Source organism: Pseudomonas sp. TH21 (genome assembly GCF_016651025.1).
Lineage (GTDB): Bacteria > Pseudomonadota > Gammaproteobacteria > Pseudomonadales > Pseudomonadaceae > Aquipseudomonas > Aquipseudomonas aylmerensis.
On the sequence record NZ_JAEKEQ010000001.1, the window covers coordinates 1110213 to 1133322 of the forward strand.

Below are 23110 nucleotides of genomic sequence, written 5' to 3' on the forward strand. Positions count from 1 at the left end.
CCATGGGACATGAGAGTGTTCATCCCAGGTGGCTGTGCGCCGTGCTGGCCTGGGTGCCAGTCTTCAGCCTGATACCCGAGGCGTCTGCGACGGACAACCTGAATTTCAAGGGCAACCTGGTTGAACAGGCCTGCAACATCAGGCCTGGCGACGAGGCAATCACCCTGGAGCTCTGGGACCTGACCAGCAAGCACCTCTACATCAACACGCGCTCTGTGGGCAAAGGCTTCAAGCTGCATCTGGAAGACTGCGACACCACCATCGGCAACACGGTGACCATCACCTTCGGCGGTGTGGAAAACCGGGCGCTGCCCGGGTTGTTCGCGCTGGATAGCGGCAATGGTGCCTCGGGTATCGGGCTCGGTCTGGAGACGCTGAGTAACAAGCCATTGCCCGTGAACAAAGTCAGCGACGAACAGGTTTTGGCCAATGGCAGCAATGTCATTGAGCTCAAGGCCTACGTGCAGGGGGAGCCGGATGCCCTCAGGGAGCAGACCATAGGGCACGGAGCCTACAGGGTGACCTCGACGTTTACGCTGGACTACCCGTAGCGCTGTGAATCGTAACTCATAGGCCGCCACGGCCTCGGACGAACTTCAACTCTCTTCTGGACGGCACCAGACCGCAGGCCGATATTCGCTGCGCGGTGCCAGGGGAGGGAAGCCACGAGATATAACAAATGAAACGACTGCATGTAGCCATCGTGACTCTCGTCTTGCTGGGTGTCGGTACGACCGCGCAGGCGGTTGATTGCCGAGTGAATGGCGGGCCCTGGGTCAATGGTAATCCCAACCTGGTTGTGCCGGTCACGGTCACCCTGAGCGCAGACCGCACGCGGGTTTTTATGGAAGGGGCAAGGCTGGAATGTCGATTTACCCCTGATGGAGGTCCATCTTCGCGCGAGGACTACTGGACCACTGGCAGCGTCGCAGGCGCGCCCTGGTCTCCCGGCCCCAAGTTCAGCACTCAAGGGACGGGATTGCGGATTAACGGCGCGTTCTATAACACCCCTGTCCCGTCGGGTATTCGGATAGCCACTATTCCGAACAATATGGCTGCTTACCCGATCAATATCACCCCCTACATTCTGTTGCGTAACTACCCGGCTACGCCGATCGACGTGCGAATAGGGGACAACCTCGGGCTATTGCGCCTCACCAGTTCGAACAATTACGACGCCACCCGGCCGCAACTCACCGTCACTTATACGGCCGCCAACACCTTCACCATTTCCCCGTCTACCTGCACGATCAACAATAACAACCCGATCGAGATCAACTTCGGCAATGTTCACCAGAGAGCAATCGGTACCGATCCGCTGACCACGACCATCCGCAGCAACCGCCGGCTCACTTATTCATGCCCGGACGGCGGGATTAGTACACCGATCACGATCACTTACAAAGGCACCGCCTCTTCGTTCGACACGCGTCTGCTGCGAATGACCAACCCGGACGTGGGGACGGCCCTTGTTCGTGGCGCAAGTGCGGTTCATGTCAACGGTTCATTCCTGACCCAAATTACCAACAGTGCAGGGGGCGACGATGTGACGTTTTCCCTGGTCCGGCGAGCAGGCTCCCTGCCTGCCGCCGGAGCCATCAGCGGCAGCGGAGTACTCGTAATGGGGGTGCCATGACACACCCCTGGCGTGAGGCTTACTCCTCTTCGCTGCCGTCCGCACGCCAGTAGCCCACGGCCTTGAGGAACTCCTCATTGACCTTATGGGTGTCCAGCAGCACCCGGCGTACCTGGCGCGACAGCTTGGTTTCGGTGGCGACAAAGCAGTACAGCGAGCCACTCGGCAGCGTGAGGTTTTTCACGCGGTCGAGCAGGTCGTCCTGACCGCGCACCACCCAGATCACCTCCACATCGGCGGCGCTTTGCAGCGCTTGTTGTTCCGCCGCATCGGCGATCTCGATCACCGCCAGCACCTTGCGCCCCGCCGGCAGTTCTTCCAGGCGACGGCCGATGGCCGGCAACGCGGTTTCGTCGCCGATCAGCAGGTAGCTGTCGAAGATGTCCGGCACGATCATCGAGCCGCGTGGCCCGCCGATGTACAGGTGCTGGCCGACCTTGGCCTGGTCGGCCCAGGTGGAGGCGGGGCCATCGCCGTGCAATACGAAGTCGATGTCCAGTTCACCGATGTCCAGGTCATAGCGGCGCGGCGTGTAGTCGCGCATCGCTGGCTGCGGGCCTTCGCCCTTGATGCTGAAGGTCGGGCTTTCCAGCGCGGCCTGTTCGGCAGCGTTCTGCGGGAACAGCAACTTGATGTGATCGTCGCTGCCCAGGCTGATAAACCCGGCCAGTTCCGGCCCGCCGAGGGTGATGCGGCGCATGCGCGGGGTGATGTCGACCACCCGCAATACCTGCAGGCGGCGGCGTTTGATCTCGTGGGTCACGCGGTGGATGGCTTGAGTATTCATTGAGCTTTCCCGTCGGCAATGGCTTGGGCGGTGCTGTTGAGCAGCGCCGCGACACGAACGATTTCTTCCGGGCTCCAGCGCCCGTGGTGCGAATGCAAGGCGTGGCGCAGGTTGTGCACCGCCTCGTGGATTTCCGGTGGACGGTCATGGCCGCGCAGCGAGCGTTTGCTCACCTCCATGCGCAGGCGAATGCCGTCGAGGGCTACCGTCTGTTCGCTTATGAAGAGACGACCGGCGTCGGTGATTGTGTAGCGTTTTTTTCCGCCTTCGGCGTCGCCGGCGATCAACTCGCTTTCTTCCAGGAAGGTCAGCGTGGGGTAGATCACCCCGGGGCTGGGGCTGTAGGCGCCGTCGAAGAGGGTTTCAATGCGGCGGATCAGGTCGTAGCCGTGGCACGGCTGTTCGGCGATCAACGCCGGCAGCAGCAATTTCAGGTCACCCGGCGCAAAGACGCGCGGGCCGCGCCCACCGCGTTCGCGGCCAGGGCGTTTTTCGAAGCCATCGCGGTCGTCACCGTGGTCTCGGTGGTGATGAGGGTCTCTCACTGTCGTGTTCTCCTGTCTGATTTAGATACAACTTAAGATATATCTTACGTAAAGCGCAAAACCGTCTGACGAACGGTAGCGACAGGAAAACGCGGCTGCGCAAGGTGGCCGCCGCCTCCGAACAGGGCCTGGCCTTATCAGCGAATCAGCGCGGCTAAATGACCATTTTATGAAGACACCATCAGCGGGTTCAGTGGAGTTATTGCTCTAATGGCGGGGAATAACCAGAGCCGCTCTGGTGTGTAGCTGATGTCCTACAGAGTGCGGATTTATATAAGTAGTACTGTCCATGTTTGCGTGTAATAACAAGATGACAGTTAATATTCATCTTTTTGAATTTTATGGTTTTTTTCTGAATTTGCGTGTCGTGTTTAATTACGGGTCAGCGCGAAAGGGCCGGCATCATCAAGTGGCGTTTCGAGGGACTATTTGCCTGCTTCGCAAGACCGGATTATTGGGTTTCGGCGGGGCGAGAAAACAGTTTTCTCAACTAACATTTGATGTCACCACAGGTACTAAAAATGCTTAAAAAGACCGCTTTCGTCCTGCCTCTCGTTGCTTTGGCGATCGGCTCCTCCAGCGCTTTCGCTGCCGGTGAGGCCAGCAGCGTCATCAACATCAAGGCGACGATTCCTACCAAGCAGTTCCATGTGCTGCCACGTGATCCCAACTTCGGTCGCGACGAAACCATGAACTACAACCCCGTCACCGGTGAACTGAGTTCGCTGCGCGCCACCTACGACCTGAAAAACACTGACGGTTCGATCCACGCCTACATCGAAGGCGGTCCCGCTTCGTTGACCAACGGCACCTCCGCGATCGCACTGACCAACACCTTCAACGGTGTAGTCCTGACCGGCGCGCCACTGGAAGTGGCCGATGACGCAAGCACCACCCCAGGCACCCAGGCTGACCTGGTCGTGGCTGCCGCCAAACCTGCAGATGGCGTATCCGGGTTGTTCACCACCAACTACACCATCGTCTTCGACCACGTGCCACGCGTCACACAGTAAGGCCTGATCAGCACCGGCTTATTGTTGGGTAGCGATACCGGTCGACAGGCAGTCGCTGTCGGTCGACCGGTTTTGCGTTTGAAGTCCGAAATCAGAGTATTCCGTTCATGTTCCCGATGACTTCCATCGCGGCAGCGCTTGCCTTGTTGTTTTGTGCGGGCGCGTTGGCGGCAGGTACCGCCGAAGGCACAACACCGCGTAGTTTGCTTTCCCAGGCCAAGGGATTGCCGGCGGACTTTGAAGAGCACTTTTTTGATGTCCCCCTGGCCGTCAGGGTTGAACTGGACCAGGAGTTTGTCTCCGAGGCAATGATCGTCCTGACCCGTGACGACCGCCTGACCCTGCTCGACTTTACCGACCACGACGGCAGCGTCATCAAGGATGAAGAGCGCGACCACTGGGCCGATTACCTGAAGCAGGGTGTGGCGCTCGGTGCCTGCGCCAGCAACTGCCCCTCGGGGCTCATGGCCGTGCACTACAACCTGGAAAACTCCACGGTGTCCCTGCTCACCGAAAACGCCGAGCGTGATGCCCAGGAGCAGCGTTATTACTTCCTGCCCACCGGCGGCAGCACCGGCCTGATCGTGCGCAACCAGTTGAACCTCAGCGGCGGCGAAGGCCAGGACCTCGGCGGGCGCTTCGGCGTCGACGCCAGCAGTAGCCTGGGCCTGTGGAGCCAGACGCTGAACATGCAGTTCTCGCGCCTTGGCGGCCCCGATGACGATGACCTCAACCACGCGGTGTACGCGCTCTACACCCAGCGTGAGCTGGAAGGCAACTTCCTGCGCCTGGGTTACTTCACGCCCAATGCCGAAGGCCTGACGCGCCAACTGCGCACCTTTGGTGCCAGCCCCGACACCGCCGTCGGCGTGATGTACGGCAGTTCTGACAGCCTGGTGATCAGCAACGCCAAGCCTGCGGTGTACCCGATCTACGTCACCGCCAGCCGTCAGGCGTCGGTGGAGATTTATCGCAATGGCCTGCTGATCAACACGCAGCCGGTCGGCAGCGGCTTGCACAGCCTCGACACGCGGCCGCTGCCCGGCGGCATCTATGAAGTGGAAGTGCGCCTGGTGGAAGACGGCCAGATCACCAGCACCACCCAGGAGTTGGTGTACAAGCCCAACAACTGGCGCAACCACGACGAGCGCTGGCGCTACAACCTGTTCGCCGGCCAGGAAAGCAAGCTGCTGAGCAACTTCGACGAGCAGAGCAGCGGCAGCCCGACTGCCGGCGTCTCCCTCAATTACCTGGCGCATCCGCGTGTGGTGCTGGGGGTGTCTGGGCGCCAGGTCAAGGACAACATGCAGTACGGCACCTCGTTCGACTGGACCCTTGCCGACCAGGCCAGCCTGTATGCCAACGTCTACTGGACGGAAAAATACGGCACCGGCCTCGACTTCAATGGCCTGTACAACTACGGCCTGGGCAGCGTGGTGTTCAACCACACGCGCAGCTGGCTCGACACCCGCAATACCTACGAAACCCTGCCCGACGGCACGCGCATTCGTCAGCGCGACGTGTTCATCGGGCAGACCAGCAACTCGTCGATTTCGGTCAACCACCGCCTGAGCAACCTGCGCTCCATCAATGCCCGGCTGTTCTACAGCGAGGGCAACAACGAAGGTGTCGGCCTGGACCTGGGGTGGACCGAACGTACCCACCTGTTCGGCAACGACGCCAACTGGCGCGTGTCGGTGTTTGACCGGCCTGCCAGCTTCGCCACGGGCGAGCAGCGCAATCGCGGGGTCGACCTGAGCATCAGCCTGGCCCTCGGCGCGCCGGGCGAGCAATGGTCCGCCAGCATCGGCACGCGGACTTCCCGCGACGGCACCCGGGACAACAATGCTTCGCTGACGTACCGCAAGGACCTGCAGGACCACCTGCTGCAAAGCGTGTCCGCCACGACAACCACCGACACCTACGGCATCGGTTTGTCCGGCATGGCCAGTTTTGAAAACGAGTACGTCAACGGTGACGGCTACCTGCAGCGCTCCTCGTTCAACGACGACTTGAGTGGCGGCCTGAACCTGGACAGCACGTTCGCCGTCGGCCAGCAAAAGATGGTGATGACCAGCCAGTACCACGGCAACGGCTCCGGGCTGATCGTGGACGTGGAGACCGATGTCGACGACATCGCCCTGCGTGCCGACGACCTGAGTGGCGGCAGCACGGCCTTGCGTCCCGGTCGCAACTTCATCCCGATCACTGCCTACAAGGGCAGCTCGGTGAGTTTCGACTTCGACGGCAACCATGCGCCGTCGGCCTCGATCCAGCCGCCGCGCACGCGCTACCACCTGAACAAGGGCGGGGTGGAGTACCGCAAGATCAGCGTGATGCAAACCGTCACCGTGCTCGGCCGCCTGGTCGACCCCCAGGGCAAACCGCTCAAGGGCCTGCACGTCATCAATCACGCCACCCGTGGGGTGAGCGAGGTCGACGGGTTCTTCTCGCTGGAAATGAACGCCAGTTCACCGACCCTGGAAGTGCGCCGCAATAACCAGTTGCTCTGCCAGTTCCGGCTCGACCCTTCCAAGGCCCGCAGTGAAAACAACCTGCTGATGATCGGTGATTTGCGCTGCACGCCGGACACGTTGGCCGAGTCCACCGCCACTGAGCAGATTGCCGGTTGAGCATGATGACGAGAAAACCCAAGGTTATGAACAGCTTCCTTTTACGCACCACGGGCACGGCCATGCTGCTGTGTTCCTTCGCGGCGTTGGCTGACGAGGACATCACTGCGCGCTTCCGGCCGGACCCCAGCAACCCTATGGTGAACAAGTTCGAGAACACCACGCCGATCAGTTCGATCTGCGGTTACCACATTGCAGCGCGCTGCAAGGCGATGGGGATTTTCAGCCTGCGGGACGAGACCCTCAGGATTGCCAGCAATGCGCCGATCATTGCCAATCATGAGCAGGAGCGCCACGGCTTCATGGTCAAGGTGCCGTCCGATTGGCGTGATTTGACCGTAACGCATACCGCCACCCAGGAAACCGAGATCGTTCAAGTGCGGATCGCCGGCATCGGCGGGTTTTGGTCGATCCCTCGACCGCCTGGCGTGTCGGGGTGGGCGCAGCCAGGGGTCGGCTGGTCTACGCAGTGGCGGTCTGCGCCTTCACCTTGCCAAAGCACCAACCACCTTGCAGCAGGTACCGCGTCTGCTTCGTACTTCTGGCTGACGCCTGAAGGTGCTGGCCCTTGCAGCCGGAAACCGTCCGAGGATCTGCTCAGGATGAGCGTCAACACCATGGAGTACGCCTACGAACTGCGCACGCCCAACCCGTTGGGCATGTCCAGTGGGCTGTACACCGGCAGCATCACCTACAGCATGGGCCCGGGCGGCGATTACGATTTCGGTGACGTCATGATGCCCTCGAAAAACGCCCTCACTCTCAACTTCACCTTGAGCGTGGAGCACGACCTGAAGGTCGACGTGCCGCCCGGTGGCAACCGAATCGAGCTGGTGCCCCAGGGTGGCTGGCAAGCCTGGCTCAGCCAGGGCCGCAAACCCGCTCGACTGTTCCGTGACCAGACGTTCCACATCTCCGCTTCATCGCGTTTCAAGATGCAGATGGCCTGCGAGCGTGTCATCGGGGACACCTGCGCCCTGCGCAACACCACCGATGGCCACGAAGTGCCGATGGATGTCAGCGTCAGCCTGCCCCATGGCCTGAACCGTGAAGACGGCGGCGCCGTGATTCGTCAGCCGCTGTTATTGAGCGGCGCCGGTACCGAGCAGTTCCAGCCAGGGTTTTATGTCAGCCGGCGACCCGGCACCTTGCATTTCGAGGTCCAGAAGCCATACGCCGACCAGATGGTCGAGCGCGGCGGCAGCACGTACGCGGGCCAGGTTTCGGTGATTTGGGATTCGGATCTCTAGATGAGGCTCATGACAATGAAACATGTGTTGGCGCTGTGTGCGCTGTGCTGGTTGCCGCAGTCGGTACCGGCGGCTCCGAATATCAATGTCGGGGTGTTTTATGACTACCTGGACGCCGATAAAAGTACCTACCTGAAACGGGTGTTCAACAGTGGTGACAGCACGGCCTTCATCAAGGTCGCGGTGATGGAAATCCTCTACGACAGCGACGGCGGTTCCGCGGAAGTCGAGCTCAAGAGCGATGCCCAGACCGGTGTCCGCGATGGCCTGATGGCCACGCCGTCACGCCTGATCGTGCCGGCCAATGGCGTGCAGGGCACGCGCTTGCTGTACCTCGGCGAGCGCGAAAAAGAGCGCTACTTTCGCGTGCGTTTTGTGCCGGTGATGCCCGAGCAGGACGACGAGTTTGCCGTGTCGGAGGAGGAGCGTGACGCCTACAAGACTCGCCTGTCGGCCGGGGTCACGGTGCTGGCCGGGTTCGGCACGGTGTTTTTCGTGCGGCCCAAGGTCACGCGGTTTGCCACCCGTGTCGATGAGCAACCCGTTGAGTACGGGCTGCATAACGACGGTAACAGTGTGGTGGTGGTCGATGAGTTCAAGGACTGCGCCAGCGGCGATAGCCAGGACTGCCGACCGGTGACCAAGCATCACATTTTGCCGGGTCGTGCCTTTGGTTTTACCAGGCAGGCCGGGCGTACCTATCGCTTTACCCTGATCGAGGGCAGCGAGAAAACACCCTATGAGGTCAAAGGCTGATGGTCAGTGAAATAGCCCAGGCACGCGCATACCGTGCGTGCAGACGGTGCAAGGTCATGTCGGCGGCGCTGCTGCTGATGGTGCTCGCGTTGCTCAGTACCCAGGCCCTGGCGATCCGTGAAGAGCACGTGTTTGACGTGTCGGTGACCATCCCCACCCAGGATTTTTATGTACTGCCGATCAACCCCGGGTTCTTCGAACGTGAACAACAGATGGTCTGGGACCTGGTGCCGGGACGCCTGCGACCGGTGCGCGAACATTTTGACGTGAAGAGTTCGGCGGGCGGCATCAACGCACGGCTGGGCGCGCTGCCGATGCTGTTCAACGGCGGGCGTACCTACATCGACTTGAGTGTGACCTTCAACGGCCAGGTGCTGGGGCTGGCTGACACCCTGGTGGTGCCGCAGGCCGAGGCCAGCCAGGGCAAGCGGGTGCTGCTGGATATCTCGGCGGTCGAGCCGGCGGAGGGGTTTACCCCGGGTGAGTACTACGGCAGCGTCGAGTTGCTGTTCGATGCGGTACGGCCGTGATGGTTTTTCGAGGAGTGGTGATGAAGTCTTTATGTGCAACCCTGGGTTTGCTGCTGTGTGCCCTGAACGCCCACGCCGGGCCGAACATCAATGTCGGTGATTTCTACGACTATTTGCGCGGCGATAAAAGTACCTACCTGAAGCGCATCTTCAACGGCGGCACCCAGACCGCCTTCGTCAAGGTCAACGTCAGCGAGATGCTCTACAAACCGGACGGCAGCTATGAGGAAGTGCCGCTTCGGGTCGAGGCTGATGGCAGCGTGCGCAATGGCCTGATCGCCAGCCCGGCGCGCCTGATCGTGCCGGCGGACGGCATGCAGAGCACGCGCCTGGTGTTCATCGGCGAGCGCGATCGCGAGCGCTATTTCCGCGTGCGCTACCTGCCGGTGGCACCCGATAAAGATGACGGCTTCGGGCTGAACGATGAAGACCGCCAGGCCTACGAAAATACCCTGGCGGGCGGCGTGCAGGTAATGGCGGGCTACGGCACGGTGTTCTTCGTGCGGCCCACGGACAGCCGCTTCGATACCCGTGTCGAGAACGGCGGCCGCACCTACACCTTGCGCAATGCCGGCAACACCGTGGTAGTGGTGGATGAGTTCAAGGATTGTGCGGTGAATGACCGCACCGTCTGCGCGCCCACCACCAAGAACCATATCTTCCCCGGCCGGGTCTTCAGCTTTGAAAAACAGGCCGGGAGGATCTATCGGTTCTTCCTGGTGGAAGGCACCACCGAGAGCGTCATCGAGATCAGCGGCTAGGGCGATTGCGTAAGGTGCGCGCCGCCATCAGCGCTGCGCGGGTGCGGTCACGCATCCACGCCTGGGCGATGTCGCCCAGTTCTTCCTCGCGTTTTTCGCAGGCGGCCTGGAGTGCCGCCGGGTCGGCGGGGTTCAGTCCGCTCATGCCCAGCTCACTGGCCAGGGCATCGACCTGTGTTTGCAGCGCTGCGGTGTCGGGCGTCTGCGGCCACTGTTCGCCCAACTCCAGCAGGTCGAACAAGCGGTTGTGTTGCGCCTTGAGCCACTGCTGCTGTTCGGCATATTGGCCGGCATAGCGACGTTGCAGCCACTCGCACCAGTGCGCGTCGAGCAGCATGCGGTTGACCAGGCCGTCGCCCTCGCCAAGCTCGAGTACTTTGGCATACGCCGCGTCGATCTGTGCGTCGCTGACCCCGGCGATGCTGCGGTAGAGCATGTGCTCGGCGATCCACGGCAGGTCCAGGCGCTCGGCGAGGGCGGTCTGGTAAGCCAGGTAGATTTCCACTTCATCCACCTGGCCGGCCACGCCGTCGACGACCTCGGTGAGAAACCGCAAGCCCTGGCCTCCTTGGGCGACCGGCGCCAGGCGCTGTTGAACGTCGGCCCGGATTACATCGTTGAGCTGTTGCAGGCGCGCACGGCCCTTGACCAGGGTGACCAGTTGCCGTTCATGGGCCTCTGGCGTCGGCGCCTGGTGCTCGATCTGGTAGAGCAGCACCTCGACCCCCATTTCGTTGAAGATCTGCGTGCCGGCATCCGGGCAATTGCCGGGGAAACTGGCGATCTCGAACAGCCGATTGCGCAGCGGGGTGTCGACGGCGGCCGCTTGCAGCAGGGTCCAGACCTGCCGGGTCAGGGTGCGGTGGTTGGCGCGGTAGCGTTGCTGATCTTCATCTGTCTGGAACCGCTCCGGTATTTCCAGGGCCTTGATCACCTCGAACAATCCCTGGGAGCCGTGTTCGTGCTCCAGCGCATCCCAGACTTTGCGGGCGTCGTCCTGGCCTCGTGGTGACAGGTAGTCCAGCCACGGCGTGCTGTCGCCCTGGGGTTCATAGGTGCGCTCGGGATCCAGCCCGACTGACGCGCGGTAGGCCTTGAACCGTTCACGCTGCAGGGCGTCGAGTGCGGCGCGATTGAGGTAGGTCGCGGCGACAAGCCGGGCCTCGGCACTGCCCAGGGTCACCTCGGGCACGTGGGTAATGGCGGTGCCCTGCAGGTTGAGGACAAACCGCGAGGACCGGGGCACCTCGAACAGCCCATCGGGCCACTGCGCGACAGGACTGTGGCTGAGGTCCAGGTGAACCAGGTCGCGCATGCGCCCGATATCCGGGGCCCTGTGGCTACGGGTGTTGTTGAGCTTCAGGCGCCGCAGGTAGCGCAGGTTTTTCAGGCGGGTGACATCCACCGCCTGCAACGCCAGCGGGCACCAGGCCAGGTCGAGGTTTTCCAGGTGGCGCAGGTCGCGGATCGCTTCCGGCAGGCGGGACAGCGGGTTATCCGCCAGATACAGGGTGGACAGCTGCGGGAAGTGTTGCAGGAACTCACCGTGGGCCGTGTTGAACTGACTGTGGATCAGGTTCAGCCGGGTGACATGGCTGAAGTCGGCGCGCAGCGGTGGCAGGGTATCGGGCAGCGTTATGCCGCTCAGATCCAGGCGTGTGCCGGAGGGTTCGGTATAGGCGCGGATCTGATCCTGCCAGCATTCAAGGAGTTTGCCGCGAATGAACAGGCGCAACTCTAGCTCCCTGTCCGGCGGATGGTTGCCTGGCTGGCGCGACCAGTGCGCCAGGTCAGCGTCCAGGCGGTAATGGTCGACGATCAGTTGGTTGACGCGGGGGCTGAGGTGCTCGCTGCCGACTTTTTCCATAAAGGCCAGGATGTGCGCCTCGCTCTGGTGCGTAAACACGGTTTTCAAGGCGTTCAGGATCACCACCTGCTCACTCATGACGACCAGCTTCGGCGTGCGCGCAGGCGCGGGGGAGCCGAGCAGCTTCAGTGTCTCCTCGTCAGCCTGGCTGCGCACGGGGGGTTGGGCCAGCGCGCTGCGGCGTTCGGCCAGCGGTTCCAGGGTGGTCAGCAGCCAGTGCCGCAGGCCCTCGCCTTGGCCGGGTGAAAGCCCGACCGCCTGGCGGCTATCGGCGGGCGCGGCGTGCAACAGGGCTTCGTACAGGGTGTCGGGGCCATGCAGCTTGCGGTGGGCGCCGTCGCGGACCTCATAGCCCAGGGTGTCCTTCCTGATCAGGATGCGCCGGGTGCCGGCGTTGACGGGGCCGGCCTCGCAGCGCAGCGGACCGTCGGCGGTGTGCTGGCGAATCTGCAGGTGCAGGTCGGCGAAGAAGTCGCTGTGCCGCTTCAGGGTATTGAGCAGCATGCGTTCGCTGTCGGCGGTCTGGCGCCAGGGGAAGTAGAAACTTTCATAGGCGTGGCTGGTGCCGGCGGCGAAATTCAGTTCGCGGGCCAGGTTTTCCAAACGCAGCGGCAGGCGCCGGTGGTCCAGCATCAGGCTGCGCTCGGCGGCATCGGCACTGTCGAGCAGAGACCGTGCGACGCTGGAGTCCATCTGCGGGAAATGCTCGCGCAGCAGGCGGATGCCCGGCTCATCGGACAGCTCACGCACATGGTGGGCGTACTGGCCGATCTCGGGGGCCTGGCGGGTGACGTAGGTGGCCAACAGCTCGCGCAAGTGCTGCACTTGCCCGGCCTTGGGCACCTGGGCGCCGAGCAGCAGGCGCGCCTGGGCTTCATCGAGAAACCCCAGCACCCGCTCCGGCAACTGCCCGGACATCACCTGCGCCACACTCATCTTGAGGGTGTCCGCCGGGGCGGCGTCGAGCCGGCCATAGCGGTGGGAGTCGCCGCTCAGGCTGGGGCTGAGGAACACTTCCAGGGCCTTGTCCTGTGGCCAGCCCTCGAGTTCGGTAACGGTTTGCTCGAACCAGGCGGCAGCCGGGTCCAGCGGCATGCCCGTGCGGATCTGATCACTGGCCGACTGCGCGCTGGCGTAGGCCTCGAAGCGGTTGAGCGTGTCAGCGAGCAGCGGTGGCAGCGGCTGGTCCTGCAGATACGCGCCGCGTAGCACGTCGTCATCGCAGCCACTGGTGAGGCGGATGCGTTCCAGTTGCTCATCGCTGAAGGCCGCGACCCTGGGCCCGAGGCGGCGCATCAACGTGCGGCTGTCCCAGGTCTGCGGCTGGTCGGCTTCATGCACGACAATCCCGTTGGCCCGGCGATACAGCTGTGGTCGATACGCTTGCGGGCGGCGTGGGTGGACGATGCGCGCCTGTTGCACCCGATACTGCGCGCCTTCGTGTATCAGCCGTTGCGCGGGATCGAGTGTGCCCTGGTCGTCGACATAGGGCGCAAGGTCCGGGTTCCACAGGCGTTGACGACCGTCTGCACTCTGCACCGGCTTGAGCCCTTCGACGAACGCCGAGAGTTTCAGGCGCAGTGGCGCGGCCAAGGTGGTACCGGCGGCGAACAGGCCGAACTGGACAAAGTCCTGCGCCACCCCGAGCAGATGATCCGCCGCCTCCGCGCCTCGGCCCTGGGCCCAGTCGACCACGCCTTCGAACACCTCGTCGGTGATCTGGTAGGCGGTGTAGGCGAGCATCACTTCGCCCAACCCCGGCACAAACGGCGTGAGTACCTGCAGGGCCGCGTTGAAGAGATCGCCGAGGATTTTCCCCAGGTTGTCCCACCAGGCCTGGCGCGCCAGGGTATCGGCGCGAAGAGTGGAAACGGCGATGTCCTGGGCGTCGTTGAGCACCTTGTTCAGGTGTACCCGGTAGCGGTAGTGCCACAGGTCATCTGCGCCGCCGTTGCCGGCGCGGTTGGGGTGGTCAGCCGCGATGGGCTGCACATGAAATTGCAGGTGGGGGTTGTCCAGCGGTGTGTCTTGCCAGGTGGGCTGGCTGTCGGTGGACGCTTTGATGCGCCACTGCACCCGGCTCAGGCGGGTGTTGAGGTTGGCGAAAAAAAAGCCGCGCTGGTCATGGTCGACAAACCGGCTGAAGAACACCTGGTAGTGCTCGGCATCCCGCAACTGGCGGGTCACTTGCGTCATGAAGGCCATCGGCGTCGGGTATTGCTTGAGCGGGTGCTCGGGGTCGTCCGGCACATAGGCGATCACCCGCGCTGCCGAGGGCGGCGTCGCGCAGAACAGCAGGATGCCGGTGAGCCGGCTGTTCATCATGTCCAGGGTATGGGCGGCCAGGGTCTGGCCGTCGAGGCGCAGTATCGGGTTTCCATTGATCAGCCCCAGCACGGCGGTGCAGGCATCCTGGGCAATATCGCCCTTGACCAGCGCCAGGTGGGCGGCGGCTTTCAACCCGGCTTTGTGCTGGTCGATCACTTGCCGGCGCAGGTCGCGGGCGACCGTGGGGGTGTAGACCCCCATGACGATCTTCAGGTGCTCGCGGTAATGGCGGCCGATGTCCAGGCTACGACACAGTTGCTTGAAGCGCTCGGCCGTGAGGGCGGTGCCATTGGCCTTGTGCTTGAACGTCAAGCTGCGTTGCTGGCCACGGGCATCGGCGGCGGACAGGAAGGCATAGTCGACGAAACGTTCTGAGGCGGCAAAGTTGTGCAGCGCCGCGTCCAGCAGGGACACCGTGCGGCTGGTCACGGCTTGCTTGAAGTCATGCACCCACCAGGCGCTGGTGGCTTTGACATACACGCGCAGGAAGGTATTTCTCACATCGATCGGGCCGTAGTCCGCCAGCAAGGCGCTGCCCAGCACCCGCTCGGCGTAGGCATACACGTCATTGAGCTTCTGCAGCCGCTGGTCGAGGGTGTTGAGGGTGTCCCAGTGGTCGGCAATCGCCTGCTTGAGGCCGGCGTGCTGGTCCGGCGTGGCGTGGGGGTACGGCGCGGGATCCTTGAGCCCGACGGCGCGCAAGGCGTGCAGGCGTGCCAGGGAGGTGCTTTTGAGCCAGGGCGGCAAGGCATGCTTGAGCAGCGGATAGTGCCGACCTTGAAACGCGGTATTGAACGGGACAGGGGAAATGACGACCATGCAACAGATCCTGAAAAGAGCCATGAAAGCGCTTCAGTCTATTGAGGCCAGGGGCCGGGAATAAGTTTGAATACTGGGTCGGACAGGCCGGATAACCGCGCCTTCCGTTCAACAAATGTCACCTCGAAAACAGCCGGCTACCGCCTTCGGTGACCGCCATCGTGGCGGGGGTGCACAAGGTATGGCTGCCCGGTTGCAGGTACGGCATCAGCACCGGTGCCATGCCCTTGAGCACCTGCACCGGCAACGCCGAGGTAAAGGTGAAATTCTGCGCGCCGCTGCCGGGGACGAAGGCGGTGAGGGTGCCGAAATGCCGGTCGCCGATGTAGAACACAAAGGTCGCCGTGCGGTTGATCGCCTTGGAGCTGAGGATGCGTCCACCGGCGCCGATCGCCTCGATACGGTTGTCGCCGGTGCCAGTCTTGCCGCCCATGGCCAGCGGTGTGCCGTCGGCCAGTTTGAAACTGCCCGACACGCGTTTCGCCGTACCCGCATCCACCACCTGCGACAACGCCCCACGCAATGCGGTGGCAACTTCGCTGGGCATCACCCGCTTGCCTTTGTCGGGGTTGTTCACCAGCCGGGTTTCATACGGCGTGTCGGCGGCAAAGTGCAGGCTGTCGATGCGCAGCGTCGGCTCGCGTATGCCGTCGTTGAGGATGGTGCCGACCAGTTCCGCCAGCGCCGCCGGGCGGTCGCCCGAGCTGCCGATGGCGGTGGCCAGGGATGGCACCAGATGGTCGAACGGGTAGCCGACCGCCTGCCAGCGCTGATGAATATCCAGGAACGCTTCGATCTCCAGCATGGTGCGGATACGGCTGTCGCGAGCGCTTTTGTGCCGGCTCTTGAACAGCCAGCCGTAGACTTCCTGGCGCTCATGCTCGCTGGCGGAGACGGCCTGGGTGAAGGTGGCGTCGGGGTGGTTCAACAGGTAGCCGAGCAACCACAAGTCCAGCGGGTGGACCTTGGCGATATAGCCTTGGTCCGGCAGGTCGTAGGCGCCGGGGCCGTAATCTTTATAGAGCTTGGCCAGGCGTTCGTCGGTGAGTTTTTCCGAGGCTTTTTGCGTGTTCAGGTGCGCCCGGACAAAGCGGTTGAAACTGTCCTGGCTGGCCTGCGGCAGCAGGTAACGGTGCACGGCGGCCAGGCGCATGGCGGTTGGGCGCATGCCGTCCAGGAAGGTGTCGAGCCGGGCCTGGGTGTCCTTGTTGCGGTACTTTTTCCAGAAGCGCAGCAGGAAGGTGGTGCCTTCGCGGTCGGCGAACTGGGCCAGGTATTCCTGGCGACGTGGATCGCTGTCGTCCTTGAGCAGCTCGGCACTGTTGTTGGCGCCGTGATAGGTGCTGTAGCGCACCAGGTCGCGCATCAGGCGAATGAACGGCAGGTTGATCGACTCGCGCAGGGCGTCGCGCAAGCTCGGGCTGCGGCCGTTGTCTTCGTTGCGAAAGTTGTGAAAGTGATGCATCCCGCCACCGGTAAAAAAGCTCTCGCCGGGGCTGGCGGAATACTGCCGGTCAAGCGCCGCATTGAGCATCTTCGGCAGGCTCTGGTCGCTGTTTTGCGCCAGGTAGTCCACTGCCCAGCGCGACAGGCGATCCTGTTCGTCGATGTCGACTTTCTTCAAGGCCGCAGGCGTCTGGCCGGCGTAACGGTCGTGCAGCTCGCTGATGATTTGCAGGTAGGTGGTGAGCACGCGCAGCTTGGCCGTGGAACCGAGTTCCAGCTTGCTGCTCTCGTTGATATCGAAGGGCTGGTCGGTGTTGTCGGTCTGCACCCGCACGCGGGCGCCGTCACCGGTCATCTCATACAGCGTGAAGCTGTAGCGCACCTGGGCGGTGCTGGCGGGCGTCAACAGACGCGGGCCGAGCAGGCCGAGCTGGCCGGCGAAGGCGGGGTCGGCCAGGTGCTTGAGGTAGGCGGTGGCCTGGGTCTGCAGGTCATTTTGCAGGGTGCTGGTGGCGGACAGGTCGAGGCGGTCGAGGTCGTACAGCGGACGGTTGAGCAGGGCGGCCAGGCGACTGCGCGCGACGCTGATGCCTTTGTTGGTTTCAATCGGTTGCAGCGTCGGTTGCTGCAGCCAGTCGCGGTAGCTGATCTTGCTCGCCAGCGCGGCCTTGGCCAAGGCCGGCTCGACCACGCCGTTCTGCTCCAGCAGGCGGATATGGCTGTCGGTCAGGCTCGTCAATTCGTCGCGGCCCTTGGACAAGTAATGCGAAGGCCGGCGCTGGGCAATCATCAACGACAATACTTCGCGCAGCGCCAGGCCTTTTTGCGCGAGGTGTTGCGTGCCGGGTTCGGCGAGTAGGGCATTGGTTTTGTCAAAGTCGGCGCCGTACCACACCCGCAAACCTTCGGCCATGCCGTGCACTTCACCATGACCGGGCACGGCGGACAGCGGCACGCTGTTGAGGTAATCGCGCACGATATTCTGCCGGGCCTGCAAGGTTTGCGGGCCGGCCTGATAGGCGCGCACGCTGGCGGAAAACATCTGGCGCAGTTTCTCGCCGCCGGACAGGGTCAGGCCGTCGGGGGAGTGGCGGTATTTTTCCAGTTGCGTGGCCAGGGTACTGCCGCCGGCGCTCTGCCCGGGCAAGTGCAGCAGCCTGGCCACTTGTGACCATGCCGCCTTGGCGAAGCGCGGCCAGTCCACCGCCGGGTTGGCCTGGGGCTGGGCCGGGTCGAGCAGGTCGCGGTTCTCGATGAACAGCAGGCTGTTGACCACCACTGGCGGGATCGCGCTGAACTGCTGGTACGCCTGCTGCGGGTAGGTGAACTGGTACAGCGGCTCGGCCCGGCAGTCATTGATCGACAGGCCCGCCTGGATCTTTTCGGCATAGGGCACGAACAGGCCGCGCCCGACATACGTCATGAGTGGCGCGGAAAAGCGCACCTGGCTCTGCACCTGGTAATTGCGCTTGAGCAGGCGCGGCAGGAATTGATCGAGGTCGCTGTAGCCCAGGCGCTTGTCGAAGGGGCCGTCACCGGGATACACGATGGCATCGCTCGCACCGGCTTGCAGCGTGTAGCCGAGGGTGCCCGCCAGCCGGCTGAGTTCGCGCGCCTGCCAGTGCGCGGTGCGCATCTCGCGCTGGGCGGCAAACCCTGCGGCGATCAGGCCGATCACCAGCAGCAGCCACACCAGGCGCCAGCGGTACGCAGGTCTGCGCGGGCGTCGTGGCAATGGCTGTTCATCCGCGCTGTCGGTGGGAACCGCAGCCTGGGTTGAATCGGTTTGCCATAGAGCGCCCATAGTCGATTGATCCCATCCCGGCAGATTGATCGGACTTGAATGAAGCTTAGACGCTGATTGGCGCCGTCGAAGAATTTGTCTGCGTGGGGGCATCCGGTTACCACCGACCGTCGTGGTACTTCCCTACCGTTCGGGCTTATCGGACTCACTTCAGCGTCCGTCACAAGGAAGTCCACTGCCATGTCTGCAACACATTCGCCGCGTCGCCCCCATATCGAGCAGATCATCAGTCTGTTTTCCCAGCCCCCGACACTGCGGGAGGTCGCCCTCAAGCAACTGCAAGCCACGCTGAATCAACGTTTCCCCAGCCTCCATCTGCACGCCGAAGGGGTGAGCATCGGTACCCCGGTGCAAGCCGATCAATATCATTACAGCCCGCTGGCCGATGAGGTGCTGGTGTGCCTGGCCGGCGCCGAGCCGCTGCGCTATGTCGAGGATTATCACCAGGTGTTCCTGCACCAACGCGAGATCCATGTGCGCGGGGGCCCGCCACTGGCGGACGTCGAGCAAGTGATCAACCAGCTCGGCCCCAGCCTGCTCGACGCCTGGCTTGAACAGCTGCAGGACTGGTGGCGGGGCACGGTGCCGGTGAACACCACGCGCTGGGCTTATTTGTCGGATGATTGCCTGGCGTTGCTCTATGACAGCCCGAAACCACCAGGCATGAATGCGCAGCAATTCAGCGACGCGTTCCCACGCGCGGCGATGCGTGCCAGTCGTCCCGATCACCAATGGAGCCTGCACGACGCAACCGTGCCGGTGCACACCGTGTACGTGCGGCCCCGAGGCACTGCGCAGCCGGCGCAAATGCTGCCGCTGTTGATCCTCGGCACGTGGCTGTTCAGCCCTGCGACCGGGCTTCACCTGCTTGAGCGTGTGGACGATATCGACACACGGATCCCCGACTACCTGAACGCCCGCCTGGCCGGCCAGGCCCTTGAGTGGTTTGTGCAGGTCCCCTGGGGCGACCCCTTCGATGCGCTGGCCGCCAGCTATGCCGAGCGCCAGCGTGCGGACACCTTGGCGATCGACCGCACGGTGCCGCGCACGCCCGCACAGTTCCAGGCCATGCTCGATTACATCACCGACCCTTCGCGCTGGTTCGAGTCGGTGCTGACCCCGTTTCAACTGCGCGTGCAGGACCAGTTGCCGCTGTGGCTGATCCATGCCTCGGCGGCCGACAGCCTGGCCTACGCCGGCGCGTTGCAGGCGATGGTAGTGGCGGGCGGGCAGGGTTTCCTGGACGGCATTGCGCCGATCCGCACCTTTGCTGCCGAGGCCCTCAAGGGCTGCCTGCGCAAGGAGCGCCGCGCCCATGGCATCGAGCCGGACGACATCGAGCTGACTTACCACATCGTGACGGCGGCCATGACTCCGGGCGGCTTTGCCACGGGCGAGGTGCACCCGCTGACCTTGACGCTCACGGACCTGGCGCTGGAGAACCTCGGCGGGTTCCCCCACTTGCCGTCGGCGATCAAACTCAAGGGCGTCGCCGCGCCCGACTGGATGACGGCCACCCTGCTCACGGGCTGTGTCACCGAGGTGGATATCGGCCAGGCGTACCCGGCGCTGCTGCGCCAAAAGCTGGTGGACGATCCGGCCGAACGCCTGCGCCGTGAAACGTTGTTCACTCAACAGCTGCGTGCGCAACTGCCGCTGCTGGCGTTGCAGATGAAGCTCCAGGGCGAGAACGGCCTGACCGACGCCGGTTATCGCCTGGTGCAGGCCGCGCTGCTGCAGCAGCCGGAGGCGGCGTTATGGCCGTTGGCATTCAAGGCCTCGCCGACCTCAGCGCCGGACACAGTGCTCAATCTGTATGTCATTGGCCCACGCCATTCGGAAGATGGGCCGCACCTGCTCTACCAGCCATTGTTCAGCCCCAGCCTGCGTGAGTTTGCATCCGCCCAGGCGCTGTTCGATGCGATCGGTGCGCCAGGCCCATTGCAGGACACGGTGCTGGCGTGGCTGCCGCCGAGGCGTCAGGCGGTGTACGCCAACGGCGGATTCCAGGAGCCCCATGTGCAGCATTTCCTGGCGGGTGATGAGTTCACTGTGCCCGATCGTCCTGCGCCGGTGCGCCTGAGCAAACAACTGCTGGACGCGGACCCGTTGCCTGGGGTGTTCGCCTCCACGGTGCAGGCGCTGGTCAGCCTGGCAGAGCGCGAATCAGTCTCCAACGCCGAGCAGCGCTGGATGACGTTCAAGGAAGGCGGCTGGTTGCTCTTCAATAGCCTGTTGCCGTTTCTCCGGGGGCCGGTGGCGCTGGTGGGATGGATGCTGCAGGTGATGGACAGTGTTCACCAGGATGTGCCGGCCATCAGTACGACTGACCCTGCCGCCCAGGCCAAGGGAGTGATGGACCTGCTGACCAACCTGGTGCTGATCCTCGCGCATCGGGCGTCACCTCACGAGGTGCCTGCCAGCCTTGACCTGCAGCATCCGGCGTTCGAGCCGACGCCGCGGCCGGCGCCGACCACGTTAGTTCGCGGTCCGCTGGAGGTGCCGTTGCGCGCCGCCGGTGGCTGGAGCAATGCCCGTGACACCCTTGCACCGGCGATGCAGGCGCGGCTCGAGCGGCTGAGCCTCAAGGCCTTCGCCCGGCCCTGGCCGGCGCGGTTGCCCGGCGCGCAGGTGGGCGGGCGCCTCGACGGGGTGTTGTTCAATGCCGCCGCGCAACCGCCGCAATGGCAGGTGCTGGTGCGGGGTCACGTGTACCGGGCCAGGGTCACCGACAACAGTGTGCGAGTCATCAGTGCCGATGGCCGCGAGAACGGGCCGTGGCTCAAGTTGCTCGACACTGGCGGCTGGGAGGTGGACCTGCGCCTGCGCCTGCTGGGGGGGCAGCCCGATTATCCGCGCGTTGGCGTGGACAGCGAATCGCGCCGCCAGCAGCTGGAGCAGGAGTACCGCCAGTACGGCGTGCGCCGCGAGACCGCGAACCGCGCCATGGTGGTGGCTTACACCCTCAAGACCAGCGACGCCGCCAGCGTCACCGCACAGCAACGGGCCACGGCGGCCAGCCGCTACACCCAGGAGCTGCAGAACAAACTCGACGCTTCGCTGCTGGAGCTGCAGTGCCTCAAGGACCTGCAGGCACTCAAGCCCCGCGCCGGTTATGAACGTGAACTGTCGACGTCGCTTGAAGGCGTGATCCTCGGCCTGCAGCAGTTGCTGGTAGAGGCGCGCTCAACGACCCTCGCGATCAATACTCGCCTGGAGCCGCTGCTGGACCGCGTGCAGTCGCTGAGTGAGGAAGAGGCCGCATTGGACATCAATCTGCAGGCGCATCAGACCTTGATCGACGGGCTGCGGCAATTGGCGGACAGCAACGAGAACGCGATCCGCTGGCGCACCCAGGAGTTTGCCTTCCTGAAGGAATTGGAGCGTGTTCCCAAGTTCGGACAGGACAAGGCCCGGGCCTTGCAGCTGGGCTTGCCGACAAGTCCGTCGGTGTTGGAATTGCAGTCGCTGCAGGTGACGGCGTTGTGGGCGGTGGCGCTCAATACCGAAGGGCCGAGGCTGGATGAGGATTTTTTTCAAGGCTTGGACGACACCATTCAGCGCGCACGCTGGGCCAGTGGATCCCAGGCGCAGCTGGAGGAGTTGGCGCCCCATAGCACTGAACTGCGCATCGAGTTGCTGGAGAGCTTCAACCGTGTTTATGCCCAGACCGATGACCGCATCGAATTCTGGCGCGCGATGGCGCCGGATAAATTCCACCTGGTGTACCTGGACAAGTTGCAGCAGCTGTTCAGCCAGTTGCACGCAGAGGCAGACCGCGAGTTGTCCACCGCCCTGGCGCCTGCGACCCCTGCGACCCCTGCGCCACGCACACAGCTGACACCTCGTGCGCCGCGCAAAAACATCATCCGCACGCGCAATCAGGAGTTGTATGTGGCTCAGCTAAAGATAACGACTGGCGAAGAGCCGGCGGAGGTGGCAGAGGTGGTGGATGCACAGAACACCGTAATCGCCTCGTTTACCCATGCCGCCGATGGGGTCTGGGAGCCGGTCAAGAAACCGGCTGCCACGCGTGCAGGTTCAATGTCCGGTCTCAATAGCCTGATTGAGCAGGGCCAGGCATTGCGGGCTGAGGTGGAAAAAGCCATCGGCGAGGTCTTGAGGATGGCGCGCACGGCCAACGAGCCGCAGTCGCTGCAGGATATCCTGGAGCAGCGTGCCGATAAGTTGCGCCAGTGTGCCGAGACCCTTCATCGGCACCTGCAGTACAGCGAGCCAGCGCGCCTGGCCGCCACCCAACGGGCGCGCGCCAGGACCGAGGTCGATGCCCTGCGAGCCGCCGCCAGCCGTTTATCCGAGCAGGGGTTGCGCGCTCGACTGAGTACCATCAAGGCACGCCTGCCCACCCAGTCCGGCGTGGATGTGCTGGTCAGTCATCATGAGGTGAGCATATTCCGGCAAGGCGGGCGAGTCGCGGTGGCCGGCAGCTCCAATGATTGGCTGCAAACCTATGTGGTGATCGATGTGCATACGCGCGAGGCCTTTTGTTACGCGCACTTTCACTATGAGCGCCAGACCAGCCCGGACGATCACTTCAATGCCGCGCACCTCAAGACATCTGCGCAGCATCGAATGGGCAAGCAGACTCAGGCACAGGCCCAGGCGCAGGCATTTGCCAGTATTCAGGCCGGGCAGGGCGGGCGTGTCAGCCTAAGCCTGGATATCCATCGCGGCGAAATCAACCGGCGGATGGCACGCAAGTTGTTCTTCGACGCACCGCTGTGGACGCCTGGTGGATAGGCCGGGCTTGAAATGGCGCACCATTGCTGTGCGATACTCCAACCGCGCAATAGGATTTATACGGGAATTCCCTCTGAATATTGCCGTTTATAGAGTGAAAATCACTGGGTTGAGCTTTTTATACTGCACCCCCCTGATCTGGCCCGGCCAGACCGATTGACCCAAAAGGCCAAG

The 23110-nt window shown here is 63.3% G+C and carries 13 protein-coding genes; 9 read left to right on the forward strand and 4 right to left on the reverse strand.

Annotated features, from left to right (window positions below):
- The first annotated feature begins 2 nt into the window (after positions 1–2).
- Together JFU04_RS04895 and JFU04_RS04900 are read left to right on the forward strand one after the other, a co-directional pair.
- Positions 3–551 carry a fimbrial protein gene (locus tag JFU04_RS04895; protein ID WP_201143602.1) on the forward strand — a complete coding sequence of 183 codons (549 nt, stop codon included), beginning with the start codon at positions 3–5 and terminating at the stop codon, positions 549–551.
- Positions 552–679: 128 nt separating this feature from the next.
- Positions 680–1636, forward strand: a complete 957-nt coding sequence (locus tag JFU04_RS04900; RefSeq protein ID WP_120447713.1) for a fimbrial protein — start codon at positions 680–682, stop codon at positions 1634–1636.
- 19 nt (positions 1637–1655) lie between these two features.
- Here JFU04_RS04900 and JFU04_RS04905 read toward each other — a convergent pair whose 3' ends face one another.
- On the reverse strand, positions 1656–2423 hold the full coding sequence (locus JFU04_RS04905) for a siderophore-interacting protein (protein ID WP_106805047.1): 768 nt from the start codon (positions 2421–2423) through the stop codon (positions 1656–1658).
- Positions 2420–2968: a PadR family transcriptional regulator gene (locus tag JFU04_RS04910; protein WP_120447714.1), complete on the reverse strand. Its 549-nt coding sequence runs from the start codon at positions 2966–2968 to the stop codon at positions 2420–2422. The genes JFU04_RS04905 and JFU04_RS04910 overlap by 4 nt, the downstream gene beginning before the upstream one ends.
- Positions 2969–3489: 521 nt before the next feature.
- On the opposite strand from JFU04_RS04910, the gene JFU04_RS04915 reads away from it, so the two are divergent.
- The 6 genes from JFU04_RS04915 to JFU04_RS04940 all read left to right on the forward strand — a co-directional run bounded on the left by JFU04_RS04915 (position 3490) and on the right by JFU04_RS04940 (position 9911).
- Positions 3490–3981 (forward strand): CS1 type fimbrial major subunit, encoded by a 492-nt coding sequence (locus tag JFU04_RS04915; RefSeq protein ID WP_065906859.1) that lies wholly within the window; start codon positions 3490–3492, stop codon positions 3979–3981.
- A gap of 107 nt (positions 3982–4088) precedes the next feature.
- Positions 4089–6614, forward strand: coding sequence for a CS1-pili formation C-terminal domain-containing protein (locus tag JFU04_RS04920; RefSeq protein WP_065906857.1), 2526 nt, complete (start codon positions 4089–4091; stop codon positions 6612–6614).
- A gap of 26 nt (positions 6615–6640) precedes the next feature.
- The gene (locus tag JFU04_RS04925; RefSeq protein WP_201143603.1) at positions 6641–7864 is read left to right on the forward strand and encodes a hypothetical protein; all 1224 of its coding nucleotides are present in this window, start codon (positions 6641–6643) and stop codon (positions 7862–7864) included.
- Between the two features lie 15 nt (positions 7865–7879).
- Positions 7880–8620 (forward strand): molecular chaperone, encoded by a 741-nt coding sequence (locus tag JFU04_RS04930; protein WP_201146307.1) that lies wholly within the window; start codon positions 7880–7882, stop codon positions 8618–8620.
- A 56-nt stretch (positions 8621–8676) separates the two neighbouring features.
- A complete protein-coding gene (locus JFU04_RS04935; protein ID WP_065906851.1) occupies positions 8677–9150 on the forward strand; it encodes a CS1 type fimbrial major subunit in 474 nt (157 codons plus the stop codon).
- 20 nt (positions 9151–9170) lie between these two features.
- Positions 9171–9911, forward strand: coding sequence for a molecular chaperone (locus tag JFU04_RS04940; RefSeq protein WP_120447719.1), 741 nt, complete (start codon positions 9171–9173; stop codon positions 9909–9911).
- Here JFU04_RS04940 and JFU04_RS04945 read toward each other — a convergent pair.
- On the reverse strand, positions 9901–14925 hold the full coding sequence (locus tag JFU04_RS04945; RefSeq protein WP_201143604.1) for an NEL-type E3 ubiquitin ligase domain-containing protein: 5025 nt from the start codon (positions 14923–14925) through the stop codon (positions 9901–9903). The genes JFU04_RS04940 and JFU04_RS04945 overlap by 11 nt on opposite strands.
- Positions 14926–15043: 118 nt before the next feature.
- Positions 15044–18175, reverse strand: a complete 3132-nt coding sequence (locus JFU04_RS04950; RefSeq protein ID WP_201143605.1) for a transglycosylase domain-containing protein — start codon at positions 18173–18175, stop codon at positions 15044–15046.
- Between the two features lie 180 nt (positions 18176–18355).
- On the opposite strand from JFU04_RS04950, the gene JFU04_RS04955 reads away from it, so the two are divergent.
- Positions 18356–22936 carry a hypothetical protein gene (locus JFU04_RS04955; protein WP_201143606.1) on the forward strand — a complete coding sequence of 1527 codons (4581 nt, stop codon included), beginning with the start codon at positions 18356–18358 and terminating at the stop codon, positions 22934–22936.
- The last annotated feature ends 174 nt before the right edge of the window (positions 22937–23110 follow it).

Coding starts and splice junctions, on each gene's coding strand:
- JFU04_RS04955 (WP_201143606.1), top strand. CDS start 18,356: ATGTCTGCAACACATTCGCCGCGTCGCCCCCATATCGAGCAGATCATC.
- JFU04_RS04945 (WP_201143604.1), bottom strand. CDS start 14,925: ATGGTCGTCATTTCCCCTGTCCCGTTCAATACCGCGTTTCAAGGTCGG.
- JFU04_RS04940 (WP_120447719.1), top strand. CDS start 9,171: ATGAAGTCTTTATGTGCAACCCTGGGTTTGCTGCTGTGTGCCCTGAAC.
- JFU04_RS04895 (WP_201143602.1), top strand. CDS start 3: ATGGGACATGAGAGTGTTCATCCCAGGTGGCTGTGCGCCGTGCTGGCC.
- JFU04_RS04905 (WP_106805047.1), bottom strand. CDS start 2,423: ATGAATACTCAAGCCATCCACCGCGTGACCCACGAGATCAAACGCCGC.
- JFU04_RS04935 (WP_065906851.1), top strand. CDS start 8,677: ATGTCGGCGGCGCTGCTGCTGATGGTGCTCGCGTTGCTCAGTACCCAG.
- JFU04_RS04900 (WP_120447713.1), top strand. CDS start 680: ATGAAACGACTGCATGTAGCCATCGTGACTCTCGTCTTGCTGGGTGTC.
- JFU04_RS04925 (WP_201143603.1), top strand. CDS start 6,641: ATGAACAGCTTCCTTTTACGCACCACGGGCACGGCCATGCTGCTGTGT.
- JFU04_RS04930 (WP_201146307.1), top strand. CDS start 7,880: ATGAAACATGTGTTGGCGCTGTGTGCGCTGTGCTGGTTGCCGCAGTCG.
- JFU04_RS04950 (WP_201143605.1), bottom strand. CDS start 18,175: ATGGGCGCTCTATGGCAAACCGATTCAACCCAGGCTGCGGTTCCCACC.
- JFU04_RS04915 (WP_065906859.1), top strand. CDS start 3,490: ATGCTTAAAAAGACCGCTTTCGTCCTGCCTCTCGTTGCTTTGGCGATC.
- JFU04_RS04920 (WP_065906857.1), top strand. CDS start 4,089: ATGTTCCCGATGACTTCCATCGCGGCAGCGCTTGCCTTGTTGTTTTGT.